General features: G+C 70.7%; 16 protein-coding genes. 3 read left to right on the plus strand and 13 right to left on the minus strand.

What is annotated here, in order from left to right; genetic code table 11:
* Window positions 1–30: 30 nt before the first annotated feature.
* The 6 genes from ACFV0Q_RS25390 to ACFV0Q_RS25415 form a co-directional block, all read right to left on the minus strand.
* Entirely contained in the window at window positions 31–1,434 is a 1,404-nt protein-coding gene (locus tag ACFV0Q_RS25390) for an 8-oxoguanine deaminase (protein ID WP_385008665.1), read from the minus strand.
* A 190-nt stretch (window positions 1,435–1,624) separates the two neighbouring features.
* A complete protein-coding gene (gene pucL, locus ACFV0Q_RS25395) occupies window positions 1,625–2,548 on the minus strand; it encodes a factor-independent urate hydroxylase (RefSeq protein ID WP_031149253.1) in 924 nt (307 codons plus the stop codon).
* Between the two features lie 2 nt (window positions 2,549–2,550).
* Complete coding sequence (gene uraH / locus ACFV0Q_RS25400; RefSeq protein WP_385008666.1) at window positions 2,551–2,955, minus strand: hydroxyisourate hydrolase; 405 nt, start codon at window positions 2,953–2,955, stop codon at window positions 2,551–2,553.
* 2 nt (window positions 2,956–2,957) lie between these two features.
* Window positions 2,958–3,476, minus strand: coding sequence for a 2-oxo-4-hydroxy-4-carboxy-5-ureidoimidazoline decarboxylase (gene uraD / locus ACFV0Q_RS25405; protein WP_385008667.1), 519 nt, complete (start codon window positions 3,474–3,476; stop codon window positions 2,958–2,960).
* Window positions 3,477–3,622: 146 nt separating this feature from the next.
* The gene (locus ACFV0Q_RS25410; protein WP_385008668.1) at window positions 3,623–4,012 is read right to left on the minus strand and encodes a helix-turn-helix domain-containing protein; all 390 of its coding nucleotides are present in this window, start codon (window positions 4,010–4,012) and stop codon (window positions 3,623–3,625) included.
* The gene (locus ACFV0Q_RS25415) at window positions 4,009–4,260 is read right to left on the minus strand and encodes a hypothetical protein (protein WP_385008669.1); all 252 of its coding nucleotides are present in this window, start codon (window positions 4,258–4,260) and stop codon (window positions 4,009–4,011) included. Before ACFV0Q_RS25415 ends, ACFV0Q_RS25410 begins: the two co-directional genes overlap by 4 nt.
* 126 nt (window positions 4,261–4,386) lie before the next feature.
* Between ACFV0Q_RS25415 and ACFV0Q_RS25420 the strand changes: the two genes are divergently transcribed.
* The 3 genes from ACFV0Q_RS25420 to ACFV0Q_RS25430 all read left to right on the plus strand — a co-directional run bounded on the left by ACFV0Q_RS25420 (window position 4,387) and on the right by ACFV0Q_RS25430 (window position 7,851).
* On the plus strand, window positions 4,387–5,220 hold the full coding sequence (locus ACFV0Q_RS25420) for a TIM barrel protein (RefSeq protein ID WP_385008670.1): 834 nt from the start codon (window positions 4,387–4,389) through the stop codon (window positions 5,218–5,220).
* Between the two features lie 75 nt (window positions 5,221–5,295).
* Window positions 5,296–6,186: a 2-hydroxy-3-oxopropionate reductase gene (locus ACFV0Q_RS25425; protein WP_385008671.1), complete on the plus strand. Its 891-nt coding sequence runs from the start codon at window positions 5,296–5,298 to the stop codon at window positions 6,184–6,186.
* A gap of 207 nt (window positions 6,187–6,393) precedes the next feature.
* Window positions 6,394–7,851, plus strand: coding sequence for a catalase (locus tag ACFV0Q_RS25430; RefSeq protein WP_385008672.1), 1,458 nt, complete (start codon window positions 6,394–6,396; stop codon window positions 7,849–7,851).
* Window positions 7,852–8,259: 408 nt separating this feature from the next.
* On the opposite strand, the gene ACFV0Q_RS25435 is transcribed toward ACFV0Q_RS25430, so the two are convergent.
* The 7 genes from ACFV0Q_RS25435 to ACFV0Q_RS25465 all read right to left on the minus strand — a co-directional run.
* On the minus strand, window positions 8,260–9,063 hold the full coding sequence (locus ACFV0Q_RS25435) for an ABC transporter ATP-binding protein (protein WP_385008673.1): 804 nt from the start codon (window positions 9,061–9,063) through the stop codon (window positions 8,260–8,262).
* Window positions 9,060–9,992 (minus strand): ABC transporter ATP-binding protein, encoded by a 933-nt coding sequence (locus ACFV0Q_RS25440; protein WP_385008674.1) that lies wholly within the window; start codon window positions 9,990–9,992, stop codon window positions 9,060–9,062. Before ACFV0Q_RS25440 ends, ACFV0Q_RS25435 begins: the two co-directional genes overlap by 4 nt.
* Window positions 9,989–10,873, minus strand: coding sequence for an ABC transporter permease (locus ACFV0Q_RS25445; protein WP_385008675.1), 885 nt, complete (start codon window positions 10,871–10,873; stop codon window positions 9,989–9,991). The genes ACFV0Q_RS25440 and ACFV0Q_RS25445 overlap by 4 nt, the downstream gene beginning before the upstream one ends.
* Window positions 10,870–11,835, minus strand: a complete 966-nt coding sequence (locus ACFV0Q_RS25450; protein ID WP_385008676.1) for an ABC transporter permease — start codon at window positions 11,833–11,835, stop codon at window positions 10,870–10,872. The genes ACFV0Q_RS25445 and ACFV0Q_RS25450 overlap by 4 nt, the downstream gene beginning before the upstream one ends.
* A complete protein-coding gene (locus ACFV0Q_RS25455) occupies window positions 11,835–13,463 on the minus strand; it encodes an ABC transporter substrate-binding protein (protein WP_385008677.1) in 1,629 nt (542 codons plus the stop codon). The genes ACFV0Q_RS25450 and ACFV0Q_RS25455 overlap by 1 nt, the downstream gene beginning before the upstream one ends.
* A gap of 23 nt (window positions 13,464–13,486) precedes the next feature.
* Window positions 13,487–14,431, minus strand: a complete 945-nt coding sequence (locus ACFV0Q_RS25460; protein ID WP_385008678.1) for a nitrilase-related carbon-nitrogen hydrolase — start codon at window positions 14,429–14,431, stop codon at window positions 13,487–13,489.
* On the minus strand, window positions 14,428–15,246 hold an 819-nt coding region (locus ACFV0Q_RS25465), incomplete at its 5' end, for an agmatine/peptidylarginine deiminase (protein ID WP_385008679.1). The genes ACFV0Q_RS25460 and ACFV0Q_RS25465, both read right to left, overlap by 4 nt.

Raw genomic sequence — 15,246 nt, forward strand, 5'->3', positions numbered from 1 at the left:
GGCCGTCCCCCCCGACCGGACTCCGTGGGATCAGGCCTGCGCGGAGATCCGCGCGAGGCGCTGGGCCTCTTCCCGCGTGGACACGGCGATGGCGTCCTCGTCGGCGAAGAGGAGTCGGCTGTTCTCGACGATCTGCTTGCCGTTGACCAGCGAGAGCGTGACCGGCGCGGCGGCACCGAAGACCAGGGCGGTGACCGGGTCGGCGATGGAGGAGTGCAGGAGGGTGCTCACGTTCCACATGACCAGGTCGGCGAGCTTGCCGACCTCCAGCGAACCGATGTTGTCGGCGCGGCCGAGGACCTGGGCGCCGCCGTAGGTGCCCAGGCGCAGGGCCTGGCGCGCGTTCAGGGCGCGCTCGCGGTGGACCGGGTTCAGGCGGTTGATCAGCAGCGCGTTGCGCAGCTCGGTGTGCAGCTCGCCGGACTCGTTGGAGGCGGTGCCGTCCACGCCGAGGCCGACCGGGACGCCGGCGGCCAGCATGTCCGGGACGCGGGCGATGCCGGCGGCCAGACGGGCGTTGGAGGACGGGCAGTGCGCGACACCGGTCTTGGTACGGGCGAACGCGGCGATGTCGGAGTCGTTCATGTGGACGCTGTGCGCCATCCACACGTCCTCGCCGAGCCAGCCGGTCGACTCGAAGTAGTCGGTCGGGCCCATGCCGAACAGTTCCTTGCAGAACTGCTCTTCCTCGACGGTCTCCGAGCCGTGCGTGTGCAGGCGCACACCCAGGCGGCGGGCCAGCTCGGCGCCCTGCTTCAGCAGCTCGGTGGAGACCGAGAAGGGGGAGCACGGGGCGACGGCGACCTGGGTCATCGCGTCGAAGGAGGCGTCGTGGTACTTCTTCACGGTCGCCTCGGTGTCGGCGAGCGCCCCTTCGAGGGTCTCGACCGCGTGGTCCGGCGGCAGGCCGCCGTCCTTCTCGCTGCGGTCCATCGAGCCGCGGGCGAGGGTGAACCGTACGCCCATCTCGGACGCGGCGCGGATGATCGAGCCGGACAGGTCGCCGGAGCCCTTGGGGAAGACGTAGTGGTGGTCCATCGCGGTGGTGACGCCGCCCTTGGCCATCGCGGCCAGGGAGCCCTGCGCGGCCGTGTACGTCATCTGCTCGTCGATGCGCGCCCAGGTCGGGTACAGCGAGACGAGCCAGTTGAAGAGGTTGTGGTCGGTGGCCAGGCCACGCGTGATCCACTGGTAGAAGTGGTGGTGCGTGTTGACCAGACCGGGAGTCACGAGGTGCCCGGTGCCGTCGATGCGGCGGACGACGTTCTCGAGGTTCTCGGGGGCCTTGCCCGCGCCGATGGACTCGATCTTGTTGCCGGCGACGACCACGTGACCCGAGGCGTACTCGGTGTCGTTCGCGTCGACGGTCGCAATCGCACAGTTCTCGATGACGATGCGCTCTACGGCGCTGCCAAGGGCTGCCGATGCTGCCATGGGACTTCCTCGTGCTTTCAGTGGCGGTGCGGGCACGGCAAAACCCAGGGGATTTGAGTGCCGGAGCCGGGGGCCTTGGCAGCTGACAGTACTGCCGCCCCGTGTGTTGCGTCCGGGTGCCGATTCAGGAAGTTGGAGAGTGTCGTCCGTCCCGGGGCCACTGCGGAGCCCCGGGACGGACGCGCCGTGCTCAGAGGTTGGTCATGTCCACGGGGATACGGGCGTCGACGCCGTCGCGGAGGACCGTCGCCTCGATCAGACCGTACGGACGGTCGGCGGCGAAGTACACCTCATTGTCGTTCTTGAGGCCGAAGGGCTCCAGGTCGACGAGGAAGTGGTGCTTGTTCGGGAGCGAGAAGCGGACCTCGTCGATCTCCGAACGGTGGTTGATGATCCGCGAACCCATCTGGTACAGGGTCTGCTGGAGCGAGAGGGAGTAGGTCTCCGCGAAGGCCTGCAGCATGTGCTTGCGGGTCTCGGCGTAGGACTTCTCCCAGTTGGGCATCCGCTGCTCGTCGTCCGACCAGTTGAAGCGCCAGCGGGCCGACACCTGGGTGGCCAGGATGCGGTCGTAGGCCTCCTTCAGCGTCGTGTACTTGTCCTTCACGTAACCCCAGAACTCGGAGTTCGTGGAGTTCATGACGACCAGGTCCTTGAGGCCGGAGATGACCTCCCAGTTCTTGCCGTCGTACGTGATCTGGGTGACGCGGGTCTCCATGCCCTCGCGGACGAAGGAGTGGTTCACCTCGTCGGAGCCGATGAACTTCGAGTTGGCGTCCGAGGTGGCGATCCGGGACCAGGAGTACTCCTCGATCCGGATGCGCGCCTTCTGGATCGGCTCCTGGCTGTTCACGAACCAGCGCGCCAGGTGGATGCCGAACTGCTCGGCGGACTCGATGCCGTACTCCTTGGCGAACGCGTACACCGTGTTCTTGGTGGTGTCCGTGGGCAGCACGTTGGCGTTCGAGCCGGAGTAGTGCACGTCGTCCATGTCGCCGGAGAGGGCGACCGAGACGTTCAGGTCCTTGATGTGGTGGGTGTCGCCGTCCCGCGTGATCTTGACGACGCGGTTCTCTGCTTTGCCGTACTGGTTCTGGCCCAGAATCGTGGCCATGACTAGCTCCCTCGGTAAACGGAGTAGCCGAACGGGTTGAGCAGCAGCGGTACGTGGTAGTGCTCGCCCGGGTTCACCGCGAAGGTGATCGTTACCTCGGGGAAGAACGCACCGCTGTCCCTTACGCGGGGGGCGTCCTGCTGCGCCTCGGCTTGCTTCACTGTGTTGGTTGGACGCGTGAAGTACGTCTCGGTCTCGAAGTCGAGACGTACGTGGGTGGTGCCCTCCGGCAGCGCCGGCAGGTCCTTGCAACGCCCGTCGGCGTCGGTGGCGGAACCGCCCAGGGCCGCCCACTCGCCGTCCAGACCCGTGCGGGCCGAGAGGGAGATGGCGACGCCCTCGGCGGGCTTTCCGATGCTGGTGTCCAGGATGTGCGTGGACACCGACGCGGTGGTCGCGGTGCTCATGCTCACGCTCCTTCTTCTGCAAGTTCGACGAGGCGGGTCAGGCGGATCTTGTTGATCTTGACGAGCTCGCCGCGGGCGATTTCACGCTCCCGCTCCGGCGAGTTCTCGATCCGGACCTTGACCGCGTCCCGCATGAACTCACCGGTCGCACCGGTGGCGCAGATGAGGAAGACGTGGCCGAACTTCTCCTGGTACGCCAGGTTCAGTTCGAGGAGCTCGTTCTTCAGCTCCTCCGAGGCACCGGCCATGCCACGCTGCTCGCGGGCGGAGGTCGGGTCTCCCGGCTTCGGCCGGCCGATCGGCGCGTGGCCCCCCATCGCCTCGCCGAGGTCCTCGGCCGTGAGCTCCGCCATGGCGGACTCGTTGGCCGAAAACAGGGCTTCGGTGCCGGCGAAGGGACGCTGGGCGAGCAGCTTGCCCACCCATGCCGAACTGGCGCAGACCTCGTGCAGCTCGGCCGTGGCCGCGCTGTCGTCCAAGGCGTTGAACCGGGTGAGACCCGGGGTCGGACTCGAAGTCACGGTAGGCCTCCGTGGCCTGTTGTTGCTTGACGGGCTGCGCATAGCTAACGCCCTCGACAACACGGCGTCAACACTTTGTTGAAACTTCCCGTACACAAAAGCCGCCGCCCGGGTGAATTGGGCGGCGGCTCGTCACCTTGAGTGAATCAGCCTTCACTCTTGGCTGTCTTGTTTGTGTTTTCCCTGTTCAAGTAGTTGTAGACGGTGAAGCGGCTTACGCCCAGCGCTCCCGCGACCGTCTCCACGCCGTGCCGTACGGAGAAGGCGCCGCGCGCCTCCAGTATCCGTACCACGTCCTGCTTGGACTTCCGGTCGAGCTGCGCCAGCGGCACGCCGTGCCGGCGTTCCAGGGCCGCCAGGATGTGGTCCAGCGAGTCGGACAGCTGGGGCAGGCGCACCGCGAGCAGCTCCCGCCCCTCCCATGTGAGCACGACGTCGTCGGGCTGCGCCAGGGCCGGATCCATCAGCTCGCCGCCCATCGCGTCCACCAGCGGCTTGACCGCGGCGACGAACGGGTGGTCGCGGGGCTCGGTCATGGGGTGTCCTCCCCGATCACGTTGACCTGGAGCGAGACGCGCGTCGCCCCGGCCTCCAGCGAATCGCGCAGCAGCGCGGCCACCGCGGTCAGCACCAGATCGGACTCGCCCTCGGCGGTGTTGCCGAACGGGCCGACGTCCACCGCGTCCAGCTGGGCCTTCTGGATGACCTCGCGAGCGGCCACGGCATGGGCAGGGGCCTCTTCGAGATCGAAGGGCTCGGTCGTGAACTCCACTCTCAATCGCACGCTGGTCAAGCTACCTCCCGGTCAGCTTTTTTCGGCAGTCCGTACTTGACATCCACGACAAGCCCGATGCAGTCTTCCATCAAGCAGAAACTAACTTCCGCAATACGGAAGGAGCGCACACCCCTCATGGGATACACGGACCAGCGCTTCGATGTGAACCTTTCGATCCTCTTCACGGAACTCCCGCTCGTGGAGCGTCCCGCGGCTGCCGCCGCGGCGGGCTTCACCGCGGTCGAGCTGTGGTGGCCCTGGATCGAGACCCCCACCCCCGCTCAGGCGGAGCTCGACGCCCTCAGGAAAGCTCTTGAAGACGCCGGCACCCAGCTGGTGGGCCTGAACTTCTACGCCGGCCAGCTGCCGGGCCCGGACCGCGGCGCGGTCTCGGTACCCGGTGAGGAGTCGGACCGCTTCAACGCCAACATCAACGTGGCCGCGGACTTCGCCGCCTCGGTCGGCTGCAAGGCGCTGAACGCCCTCTACGGCAACCGCGTCGACGGCGTCGACCCGGCCGTGCAGGACGAGCTGGCCCTGAAGAACCTGGTCGTCGCGGCGCGGGCCGCGGACCGGGTGGGTGCGATCCTCCTGATCGAGACCCTCAACAAGCCCGAGTCGCCGCTCTACCCCCTGGTGAGCGCCCCGGCCGGCATCGAGATCGTGGACAAGGTCAACGAGGCCACCGGCCTCGGGAACGCCAAGTTCCTGCTCGACCTGTACCACCTGGCGATGAACGATGAGGACCTCTCCGAGGTCATCGAAAAGTACGCCGCCAAGACCGGCCACGTCCAGATCGCGGACAAGCCGGGACGCGGTGCCCCCGGCACCGGCGAGCTGCCCCTCGAGGAGCTCCTGGACCAGCTGAAGAAGGCCGGATACGAGGGCTACGTAGGCCTCGAGTACAAGGCCGCCGACGCCGCCGCGTCCTTCGCGTGGCTCCCCGCCGAGGCCCGCGCCGCCAAGTAGGCGGACAAAGTCCGGGCGAACAGCCAGGCACCACACGCACTTTTCGTACGAAGCATTAAGAGAAGGACCCTCATCATGAGCACCCTCCCCAAGATTGCCTGGATCGGTCTCGGAATCATGGGCTCCCCCATGGCCGAGAACCTCCTGAAGGCCGGTTACCCGGTCACCGGCTTCACCCTGGAGCAGGACAAGCTGGACCGCCTCGCCGCCGCCGGCGGCTCCGCGGCCGGCTCGATCGCCGAGGCCGTCAAGGACGCCGACGTCATCATCACGATGGTCCCCGCCTCCCCGCAGGTCGAGGCCATCTCCTACGGTGAGAACGGCATCCTGGAGAACGCGAAGTCCGGCGCGCTGATCATCGACATGTCGTCGATCACCCCGCAGACCTCGGTCGACCTCGCGAAGAACGCCGCCGCCAAGGGCATCCGCGTCATCGACGCCCCGGTGTCCGGCGGCGAGGCCGGCGCCATCGAGGCCGTCCTGTCGATCATGGTGGGTGGCGAGCAGGCCGACTTCGACGAGGCCCTGCCGGTCCTGGAGACCCTCGGCAAGACCATCGTCCTGTGCGGCCCGCACGGCTCCGGCCAGACGGTCAAGGCCGCCAACCAGCTCATCGTCGCGGTGAACATCCAGGCGTGCGCCGAGGCCGTGGTCTTCCTGGAGAAGTCCGGCGTGGACCTCAACGCCGCCCTGGACGTCCTCAACGGCGGTCTGGCCGGCTCCACGGTCCTGACCCGCAAGAAGGACAACTTCCTGAACCGCGACTTCAAGCCCGGTTTCCGGATCGACCTGCACCACAAGGACATGGGCATCGTCACCGACGCCGCCCGCAACGTCGGTGCCGCCCTTCCCGTCGGCGCGGTCGTCGCCCAGCTGGTCGCCTCGCTGCGCGCCCAGGGTGACGGCGGCCTGGACCACTCCGCGCTGCTCCGCGCGGTCGAGCGCCTCTCCGGCGCCCAGGTCTGAGCACTTCCCCGCAAGGGGTCCTGAGTTTCCGGATGGTGCCGGTGCTGACACCTGTCCTGTCGCGCCCAAGTGCCGGCACCGTCCGGATCACCTCTCCTTCTCTCTTTCTTTCAACAAACTGTTGACGTCGCGTTCACGCCGAAATTAGGCTGTTCCGCATGACGGAAGACGCCTTCCGTCAGCAGTTGCCCCGTACGGAAGGTCACCATGTCGAAGCGCACGCTGACGACCGAGTCCGGCGCCCCGGTCGCCGACAATCAGAACTCCGCCACCGCCGGCGTCGGTGGCCCGCTCCTGGTCCAGGACCAGCAGCTCCTGGAGAAGCTCGCCCGCTTCAACCGCGAGCGCATACCGGAGCGCGTGGTGCACGCCCGCGGCTCGGCCGCGTACGGCCACTTCGAGGTGACCGACGACGTCACCGCGTACACCAGCGCGGCGTTCCTGAACACGGTCGGCAAGAAGACCGAGACCTTCCTGCGGTTCTCCACCGTCGCCGACTCGCTCGGCGGCGCGGACGCGGTCCGCGACCCGCGCGGCTTCGCGCTGAAGTTCTACACCGAAGAGGGCAACTACGACCTCGTCGGCAACAACACCCCGGTGTTCTTCATCAAGGACCCGATCAAGTTCCCCGACTTCATCCACTCCCAGAAGCGCGACCCCTTCACGGGCAAGCAGGAGCCGGACAACGTCTGGGACTTCTGGGCGCACGCCCCCGAGGCGACGCACCAGATCACCTGGCTGATGGGTGACCGCGGCATCCCGGCGTCCTACCGCCACATGAACGGCTACGGCTCCCACACCTACCAGTGGACCAACGCCCAGGGCGAGGCCTTCTTCGTCAAGTACCACTTCAAGACGAACCAGGGCATCCGCTGCCTGTCGGGCGACCAGGCCGCCGAGCTCGTCGGCAAGGACGCCAACTCGCACCAGACGGACCTGCTGCAGGCGATCGAGCGCGGTGTGAACCCGAGCTGGACCCTCTACGTCCAGATCATGCCCGCCGCCGAGGCCGCGGACTACCGCTTCAACCCGTTCGACCTCACCAAGGTGTGGCCGCACAGCGACTACCCGCTGCAGCGCGTGGGCCGCCTGGTCCTCGACCGCAACCCGGACAACGTCTTCGCCGAGGTCGAGCAGTCCGCGTTCTCCCCGAACAACTTCGTCCCGGGCATCACCGCCTCGCCGGACAAGATGCTCCAGGGCCGCCTGTTCGCGTACGCCGACGCCCAGCGCTACCGCCTCGGTGTGAACCACACCCTGCTGCCGGTCAACGCCCCGAAGGCGACGAAGGCCGAGAACTACGGCCGCGACGGCGTCATGGCGCTGCGCAACGGCTCGCGCCACGACAAGAACTACGAGCCGAACTCGTACCAGGGTCCGGCCGAGACCGGTCTGGCGCTGGGCTCCCCGCAGGCCGTCTCCGGCTACACGGGCACCCACGAGGCCCCGGCCCACACCAAGGACGACCACTTCTTCCAGGCCGGTGAGCTCTACCGCCTGATGTCGGAGGCCGAGAAGGAGCGTCTGGTGGCGAACATCGCCGGCGGTCTCTCCCAGGTCACCCTGGAAGACGTCATCGAAAAGAACCTGGCTCACTTCCACGCCGCCGACGCCGACTACGGCAAGCGCGTCGAGGAGGCCGTCCGCGCCCTGCGCGACGCCTGAGCCGCACAGCTGTACCGGGGGTCTGACGGGAGGTCAGGCCCCGGGTGCTGAGCCCGACCCGCTTACCCGGATGAGGGGTGGTACGCGGTGAGGGCAGGACGAGGACCGCGACGGGCGAGTGAGCCAGTGCGGTGGTAATGGGTTCCGAGGCCCGTCTCTTGACCTGAGGGAGACGAAGCCGGAGTTCTCGTCACCGCCCGTCGCGGTCCCAGCCACACTTCTCCTCCGTACGTACAGGGGGCCACGCACAGAGCCCCCTGTACGTACGGAGGAGCCTGCGACTCCGCCCGGCGGTGCGAACGTCCTGTCGCGCCAGCCTCGCACCGTCGGGCGGTCACACACCAGAGCGCCGAGTCACGGACGGTCCCGTGACTCGGCGCTTTGTCGTGCCCGGGGGCCGGATGCCGGTCAGTGGTCCGGGCGGGCGCGGCGGCGGGTCGTGATGGCCTCCGGGTTCCAGCCGGGCTTCGGGACGGAGTCCAGGAGCAGGCGGGTGTACTCCTGGCGCGGGGCCGTCAGGAGCTCGGCCGTCGGGCCCGCCTCCACGATCCTGCCGCCGCTCATCACCACCAGGGAGTCGGTCACCGCCCGTACGACGCCCAGGTCATGGGTGATGAACAGGTACGCGATGCCCGTGCGGGCGCGGATCTCCGCCAGCAGGTTCAGGATCTGCGCCTGTACGGAGACGTCCAGGGCCGCCACCGCCTCGTCCAGCACCAGCACCGCCGGCTCCACGGCCAGGGCCCGGGCGAGGGCGACGCGCTGGCGCTGGCCGCCCGACAGTTCGCGGGGGCGGGCCGCCGACTCCCGTTCGCCCAGGCCCACCTGGTCCAGCAGCTCCCGGATCCGGGGGCGCGGATCGCGGCCCGGGTGGTGCAGGCGCAGGGTCTCCCGCAGCACCTCGGCCGCCGGGATGCGCGGGTCCAGGGACAGCAGCGGGTCCTGGAAGACCAGCTGCACCTCCCGGGCCCGGCGCAGCCGGGCCGCGCGGCCGCGGGACGCCGCCTCGCGCACGGTTCCCCGTACCAGCACCTCGCCGGCGTTCGCCCGCTCCAGGCCGGTCACGATGCGGGCCGTGGTGGTCTTGCCCGAGCCCGACTCGCCGACGATGCCGAGCGAGCCGCCTTCGGGGAGCCCGAAGGAGACGTCGTCGACCGCGCGCGTGGCTCCGTACGTACGGCTCAGGCCGCGGACTTCCAGGACCGGGTTCAAAGGAGGGCCTCCGAGTGGTGGCAGGCCACGCCCGCACGCGGCGGCGGTACCTCGGCCGCGCACAGGTCGGTGGCGTGGGCGCAGCGTGGGGCGAAGGCGCATCCCGCGAGGGCGGTGCGCGCGTCCGGCGGGCGGCCCGGGATGGCGGGGAGCGGGCCGGGCGGGGCGTCGAGGCGGGGGGTCGCGGCCAGCAGGGCGCGGGTGTAGGGGTGGCGGGGGTGTTCGAAGAGGCCTGCCGCCGGGCCGGTCTCGGCGATGCGGCCCGCGTACATCACGTACACGCGGTCGCTGATGGCGGCGGCGAGTTCGAGGTCGTGGGTGACGAACAGCAGGCCGCAGCCCTCGCGGGCGCGGAGCCGGGCGAGGAGGGCGATGATCTCGGCCTGGGTGGTGGTGTCGAGGGCGGTGGTGGGTTCGTCGGCGAGCAGCAGGCGGGGGCCGGGCAGCAGGGCGGCGGCGATCATGACGCGCTGGAGCATGCCGCCGGAGAGCTCGTGGGGGTACTGGCGCAGGACGCGGGCGGGCAGGCCGACGGCGTCGAGGAGTTCGGCGAGGCGGCCCTCGGGGACGGACGCGTCCGCGTACCGGATGCCTTCGGTGAGGAAGTCGCCGAGGCGGCGCAGCGGGTTCATGGCGGAGCGGGGGTCCTGGAAGACCATCGAGGCGGCGGTGGAGCGCAGGGCCCGCAGCCGGTCGGGCGGCAGGCTCAGCACGTCCTGGCCGGCGACGCGGACGCTGCCGGTGACCGTGGCTCCGGGCGGCAGCAGGCCGAGGGCGGAGCGGGAGGTCAGGGACTTGCCGGAGCCCGACTCCCCCACCAGCGCGACGGTCTCCCCCGGGCCGACGGTGAGGTCGACTCCGGCGAGGACGGGGCGCGCCAGTCCGGGCAGGGTGAGGTGGAGCGCCTCGATTTCGAGTACGGGGTTCACGTGGTCCTCCCCGCGACCCGGTCGGCGAGGCGTTCGCCGACGACGTTGAAGGCGACGACGGTGAGGATCACCGCGAGGCTGGGGGCGAGCGCCGAGAGGGGGGCGCCGTCGAGGATGGCGGACTGGCCGTCGTTGATCATGGCTCCCCAGTCGGGGGTGAGGGGCGGGACGCCGAGGCCGAGGAAGGAGAGGGCGGCCAGGTCGAGGAGGGCGTAGCCGAAGGTGACGGTGGACTGGGCGAGGACCACCGGGGCGATGTTGGGCACGAGGTGGCGTACGCAGATCCACGCGCCGGAGAAGCCCTGGATCCGGTACGCCGCCAGGTAGGGCTTGGCGGTCTCGGTGAGCGCGAGGCCGCGGGCGAGGCGGCTGACGAAGGGGGTGTAGGCGAGGGACAGCGCGATCACCGGGGCGATCAGGCCGCGTCCGTACAGGGTGACGAGCAGCATCGCCAGGAGCAGTCCGGGGAAGGCGAGCAGGAGTTCGCTGGTGCGGGAGAGCAGGGCGTCGGTCCAGCCGCCGCGCCAGGCGGCGGTGACGCCGATGGCGGTGCCGAGCAGGGTGGACAGCAGGACCACGCCGAGGGGGCCGAGCAGGGAGGTGCGGGCGCCGGCGATCAGCCGGGAGAGGGTGTCGCGGCCGCTGACGTCCCCGCCGAGGAGGAGGTCCGGGGAGGGGTTGGCGAGGGCGGAGCCGAAGTCGACGGCGTTCGGGTCGTGCGGGGCCAGCCAGGGGGCGAGGACCGCGGCGAGGGCGACGAGGATGGCGAAGCCGAGGCACAGGCGGTGGAGCAGGGCCCCGTCACCGCGGCGCCCGCCGCGCCGCCGCGCGGCCCGGGGTCTGTCGCGGGGTTCCTTGGGGCGGAGCAGCAGTGCGGTCATGCGGAGCTCCTCGCGCCGAGCCGGACCCGGGGGTCGATGAGGGGGTGGACGAGGTCGACGGCGAGGTTGACCAGGACGAACAGGCCGATGGTGAGCAGGGAGATCGCCTGGACGACGGGGAAGTCCTTGACGGTGACGGACTTGGCGAGGAACTCTCCGAGGCCGCCGAGGCCGAAGGCGGACTCCACGAGGATGGTGCACACCATCAGGCCGGACAGGGCCAGTCCGGCCTGGGTGAGGACCGTGCCGAGCGCGCCCCGCAGCACATGGCGGCGTACGACGGTCCGTTCCGGTACGCCGCGACTGCGGGCGACGGTGACGTGTTCCCGGGCGAACTCCTCCAGCAGCGCCGCCCTGGTGACGCGGGCGAGCACGCCGACGAAGGGCAGGGCGAGGGCCACGGACGGCAGGGCGAGGTGGTGGAGGGTGGAGAGGAAGCCCTGGCCGCTGCCGAGGACGGGGAACCAGCCGAGCCTGACGGAGAACAGGGACAGCAGCAGGATCGCGGCGATGAAGGAGGGGGTGGCGACGGCGACGGAGGTGGCGACGAGGACCACCCGGTCGGTGCGCCCGCCGCGGACGGCGGCCAGCAGGCCGAGGAGCAGCCCTCCGGCGATCACGAGGGAAGCTGAGATTCCGATCAGGGCGAGGGTGACGGGCACCCGGGCGGCGACCAGGCCGAGCACATCGGTGCGGTACTGGACGGAGGTGCCGAGGTCCCCGGTGACGGCCCCCGCGAGCCACTTGCCGTACTGGAGGAGGAACGGGTCGTCGAGGTGGTAGTGGGCGCGGATGGCCTCCAGCGCCTGCGGGTTCGCGCCGCGGCCGCCGAGCAGGAAGGTCTCGGGCTTGCCGGGGGCGAGGCGCAGGGAGGCGTGGACGAGGAAGGAGGCGACGAGGAGGGTGGCGAGGAGTTCGCCGCACCGTCTCAGCAGGAAGCGGAGCACAGCGGTCTTGCCCATCAGGAGGCCCCCACTTCGGCGGCCCAGGGGCCGTACATGTAGGAGATGGTCGTCGGGGCGCCGGTGATGCGGCGGCCCATGAAGACGGCGCCCGGGTACTCGGCGACCGGGATGCACATGGCCTCGTCGGCGGCCATCCGGGCGAGCCGGGCGGTGAGGACCGCGCGTTTGGCCGGGTCGTCCTCGGTGGTCGCCTCGTCGACGAGGGCGTCGTACTGCGGGTTGCTGTAGCCGCCGTAGTTCTCGAACTGCCCGGTGCGGAAGTTGGCGTACATGCTCAGGGGGTCGCCGACCGAGAGGTAGTAGGTGTAGGGGAAGAGGTCGAGCCCCTTGCGGGCCTCGGGGTCGGAGAACAGCGCGGTGAAGGCGTCGGGCGCGACGGTGCGGATCTCCACGTCGAGGCCGATGCGGCGGCCGGCGTCCTGGACGGCGGTGGCGAGGAGGGCGACGTCGGGGCCGAGGGGGCTGGAGGCGACGGTGACCTTCTTCCCGCGTGCGCCGGCCTCCTCGATGAGACGTTTCGCCGCGTCGAGGTCGCGTTGTACGGGGGGCAGCGCGGCGAGTTGCTCCGCGACGGGGCCGGGCGGGGCGCCGCGCCAGGTGTCGGCGGCGACCAGGGAGCCGGTGGGGGTGGCGGCTCCGCGCATGGCGCCCTTGGCGAAGCCCTCGCGGTCGAGGGCCAGCATCAGGGCGCGGCGGACGCGGACGTCGGCGAGGGTGCCGCCGAGGTCGGAGACGGCGAGGTTGACGGTGGTGAGGTTCTCGCCGCGGTAGAGGCGGCCGGTGTCGGCGGCGCGCAGGCGGGAGAGGGACTCCGGGGGGACGGCGAAGGAGCCGTCGGCCTCGCCGGTGAGGAGGGCGTTGGTGCGGGCGGCGGAGTCGGGGAGGAAGACGAAGGTGGCGTGGCCGGCCTTGGCGCGCTTGCCCCAGTAGCCGTCGAAGCGGTCCAGGCGCAGGGACTGGCCCTGCTGCCACTCCCCCAGGCGGAAGGGGCCGGTGCAGTCGAGGCCGCCGTCGGCGGTGCCGAAGTCCTTGCCGGCGGCGGCCATGGAGGCGGCGTTCGCGACGGTGCCGGCGGAGTTGGCCATGGCCTGGGGGAAGAGCGCGTCGGGGGTGGTGAGGTGGACGGTGACCTGGAGCGGGCCGGTCTTGTCGACGGAGGCGACGTTCTTGAAGTCCTCGGCCCAGAACGAGCCGAGGGCCGGGTCGAGGTGGCGCCGCAGGCTGGCGACGGCGTCGTCGGCGGTGAGGGTGGCGCCGCTGTGGAAGCGGACGCCCGGGCGCAGGTCGTAGACCCAGGTGGTGGGGTCGGGGTGGGTGGCCCGTTCGGCGAGTCCCGGTTCGAGGGTGAGCTGGGGGGTCCAGCGCATCAGGGATTCGCAGACGTTGGCGAGGACGGTGTTCTGCGGGTAGTCGAAGGCGTAGAGGTAGTCGAGGACGGGCGGCTCGGCGTACAGGGCCCAGGTGAAGCCGTCGATGTCGCCGCGGGCGGGGGGTGTGGAGGCGGAGAGGTGGATGGCGGCGGCGCCGGCGCCGCCGGCCGGGGCGGCGCAGCCCGTCGCGCTCAGGACGAGCGCGAGGGCGGCGGCGGCCGGACCGGCCAGGCGGCGGCGGGAGGGGATCGGCATGCACGCTCCTTGCGGGACGGTTCCTACGCGAGGGGTTCGGTGAGCTGTCCGTACAGCTCGGGGCGGCGGGTCTGCATCAGGCCGAACTCCAGCCAGTCGCGCCGCTGTTCGAGGTCGAGGTCGGCGACGAGGACGGCGGGCCGGTCGCGGGGGGCGCGGAGCATGACCCGGCCGTAGGGGTCGGAGATGAAGGAGGAACCGTAGAAGGTGGAGCGGCCCTCGGTGCCGACGCGGTTGGGGACGATCATGAAGAGGGCGTTGGCGAGGCCGTTGGCGGTGATGGCGTGCTCCCACATCGGCCGGGTGTCGAAGTCCGGCAGGTCCACCTCGGAGCCGATGGCGGTGGGGTGGACGAGGATGTCGGCGCCGCGCAGGCCGTAGGCGCGGGCGAGTTCGGGAAACCACTCGTCCCAGCAGGTGGGGAAGCCGAAGCGGGCCCCCTCGTGGGTGACGACGGGGAAGCCGCTGTCGCCGGGGCGGAAGCACAGGTCCTCGCGGTAGCCGGGGAAGGCGGGGATGTGGTTCTTGCGGGTCCGGGCGATCAGTTTGCCGTCGGGGTCCACGCAGATGGCGGTGTTGTAGCCGAGGCCGCCGTCCTCGGCGCGTTCGTAGAGGGAGGCGTGGACGGTGATGCCGAGGCCGGTCGCCAGCTCGGCGGCGAGGCGGGCGGTGGGGCCGTCCTGAAGGTCCTCCAGGTGGCGGGCGGCGCCGTCGGCCATCGGGTCGTCGGTGTTGCAGAAGTAGGGGCTGCGCGTCAGCTCGGGCAGGCACACCACCCTGGCGCCCTGTCCGGCGGCCAGGGCCACGCCCTCACGGAGCCGGTCGTCGTGCTCCCGCGCGTCGGGGTACCAGCGCGTCTGGACGAGGCCGACGCGCAGCATGGGGCGCTCGGCGGGGGTCTCGGGCTCCAGCCGGGCCGGGGAGCCGAGCGGGGAACCGTAGGAGGTGAGCAGGGCGTACGCGGTCACGCGCCGGCCTCCTTCGGGAGCTGCTGGGTGATGCAGTGGACGCCGCCCCCGCCGTACGCGAGGACCGGGGTCGGCACGCCGACGACCTTGCGGCCGGGCAGTGCGGCGGCGAGCACGGCGAGGGCGGCCTCGTCCTGCGGGGAGCCGGAGACGGGGACCACGCAGCCGCCGTTGGGGAGGTAGAAGTTGAGGTAGCCGACCTCGACGGGGGTGCCCTCGACCTCGCCGTAGGCGGTCTGCGGGAGGGCGACGATCTCGAAGGCGCGGCCGCGGGCGTCGGTGGAGGCCTCCAGGACGGCGAGGTTGGCGCGCATCCGGGCGTGGTCGGGGTGGGCGGGGTCGTCGGGGAGGGAGACGACGACCTTGGCGGGGGCGACGAAGGCGGCGACCCCGTCGACGTGGCCGTCGGTCTCGGTGTCCTCCAGGCCGCCGTACGGGAGCCAGATGACCTTCTCGACGCCGAGGCGGCGCTTCAGTTCGTCCTCGATGTCGGCGCGGCTCATGCGGGGGTTGCGGTTGGGGTGCAGGAGGCACTGCTCGGTGGTGATGAGCGTGCCCTCGCCGTCGACGGTGATGGCGCCGCCCTCCAGGATCATGGAGGAGTGGACGCGGGGGACGCGGAGGCGGTCAAGGAGGAGCGCGGCGAGCTTGTCGTCGGCGGCCCAGGGGTGGTGCTTCCCGCCCCAGGCGTTGAAGCGGAAGTCGACGCCGACGCGGGCGCCGTGGGCGTCGTGGGCGAAGATCGGGCCGGAGTCGCGGAGCCAGGAGTGGTCGAGGGGCAGCTCGATGATCTCGATGCCGGTGTCGTCGCCGCA

The organism is Streptomyces sp. NPDC059564, from assembly GCF_042735575.1.
GTDB lineage: Bacteria > Actinomycetota > Actinomycetes > Streptomycetales > Streptomycetaceae > Streptomyces.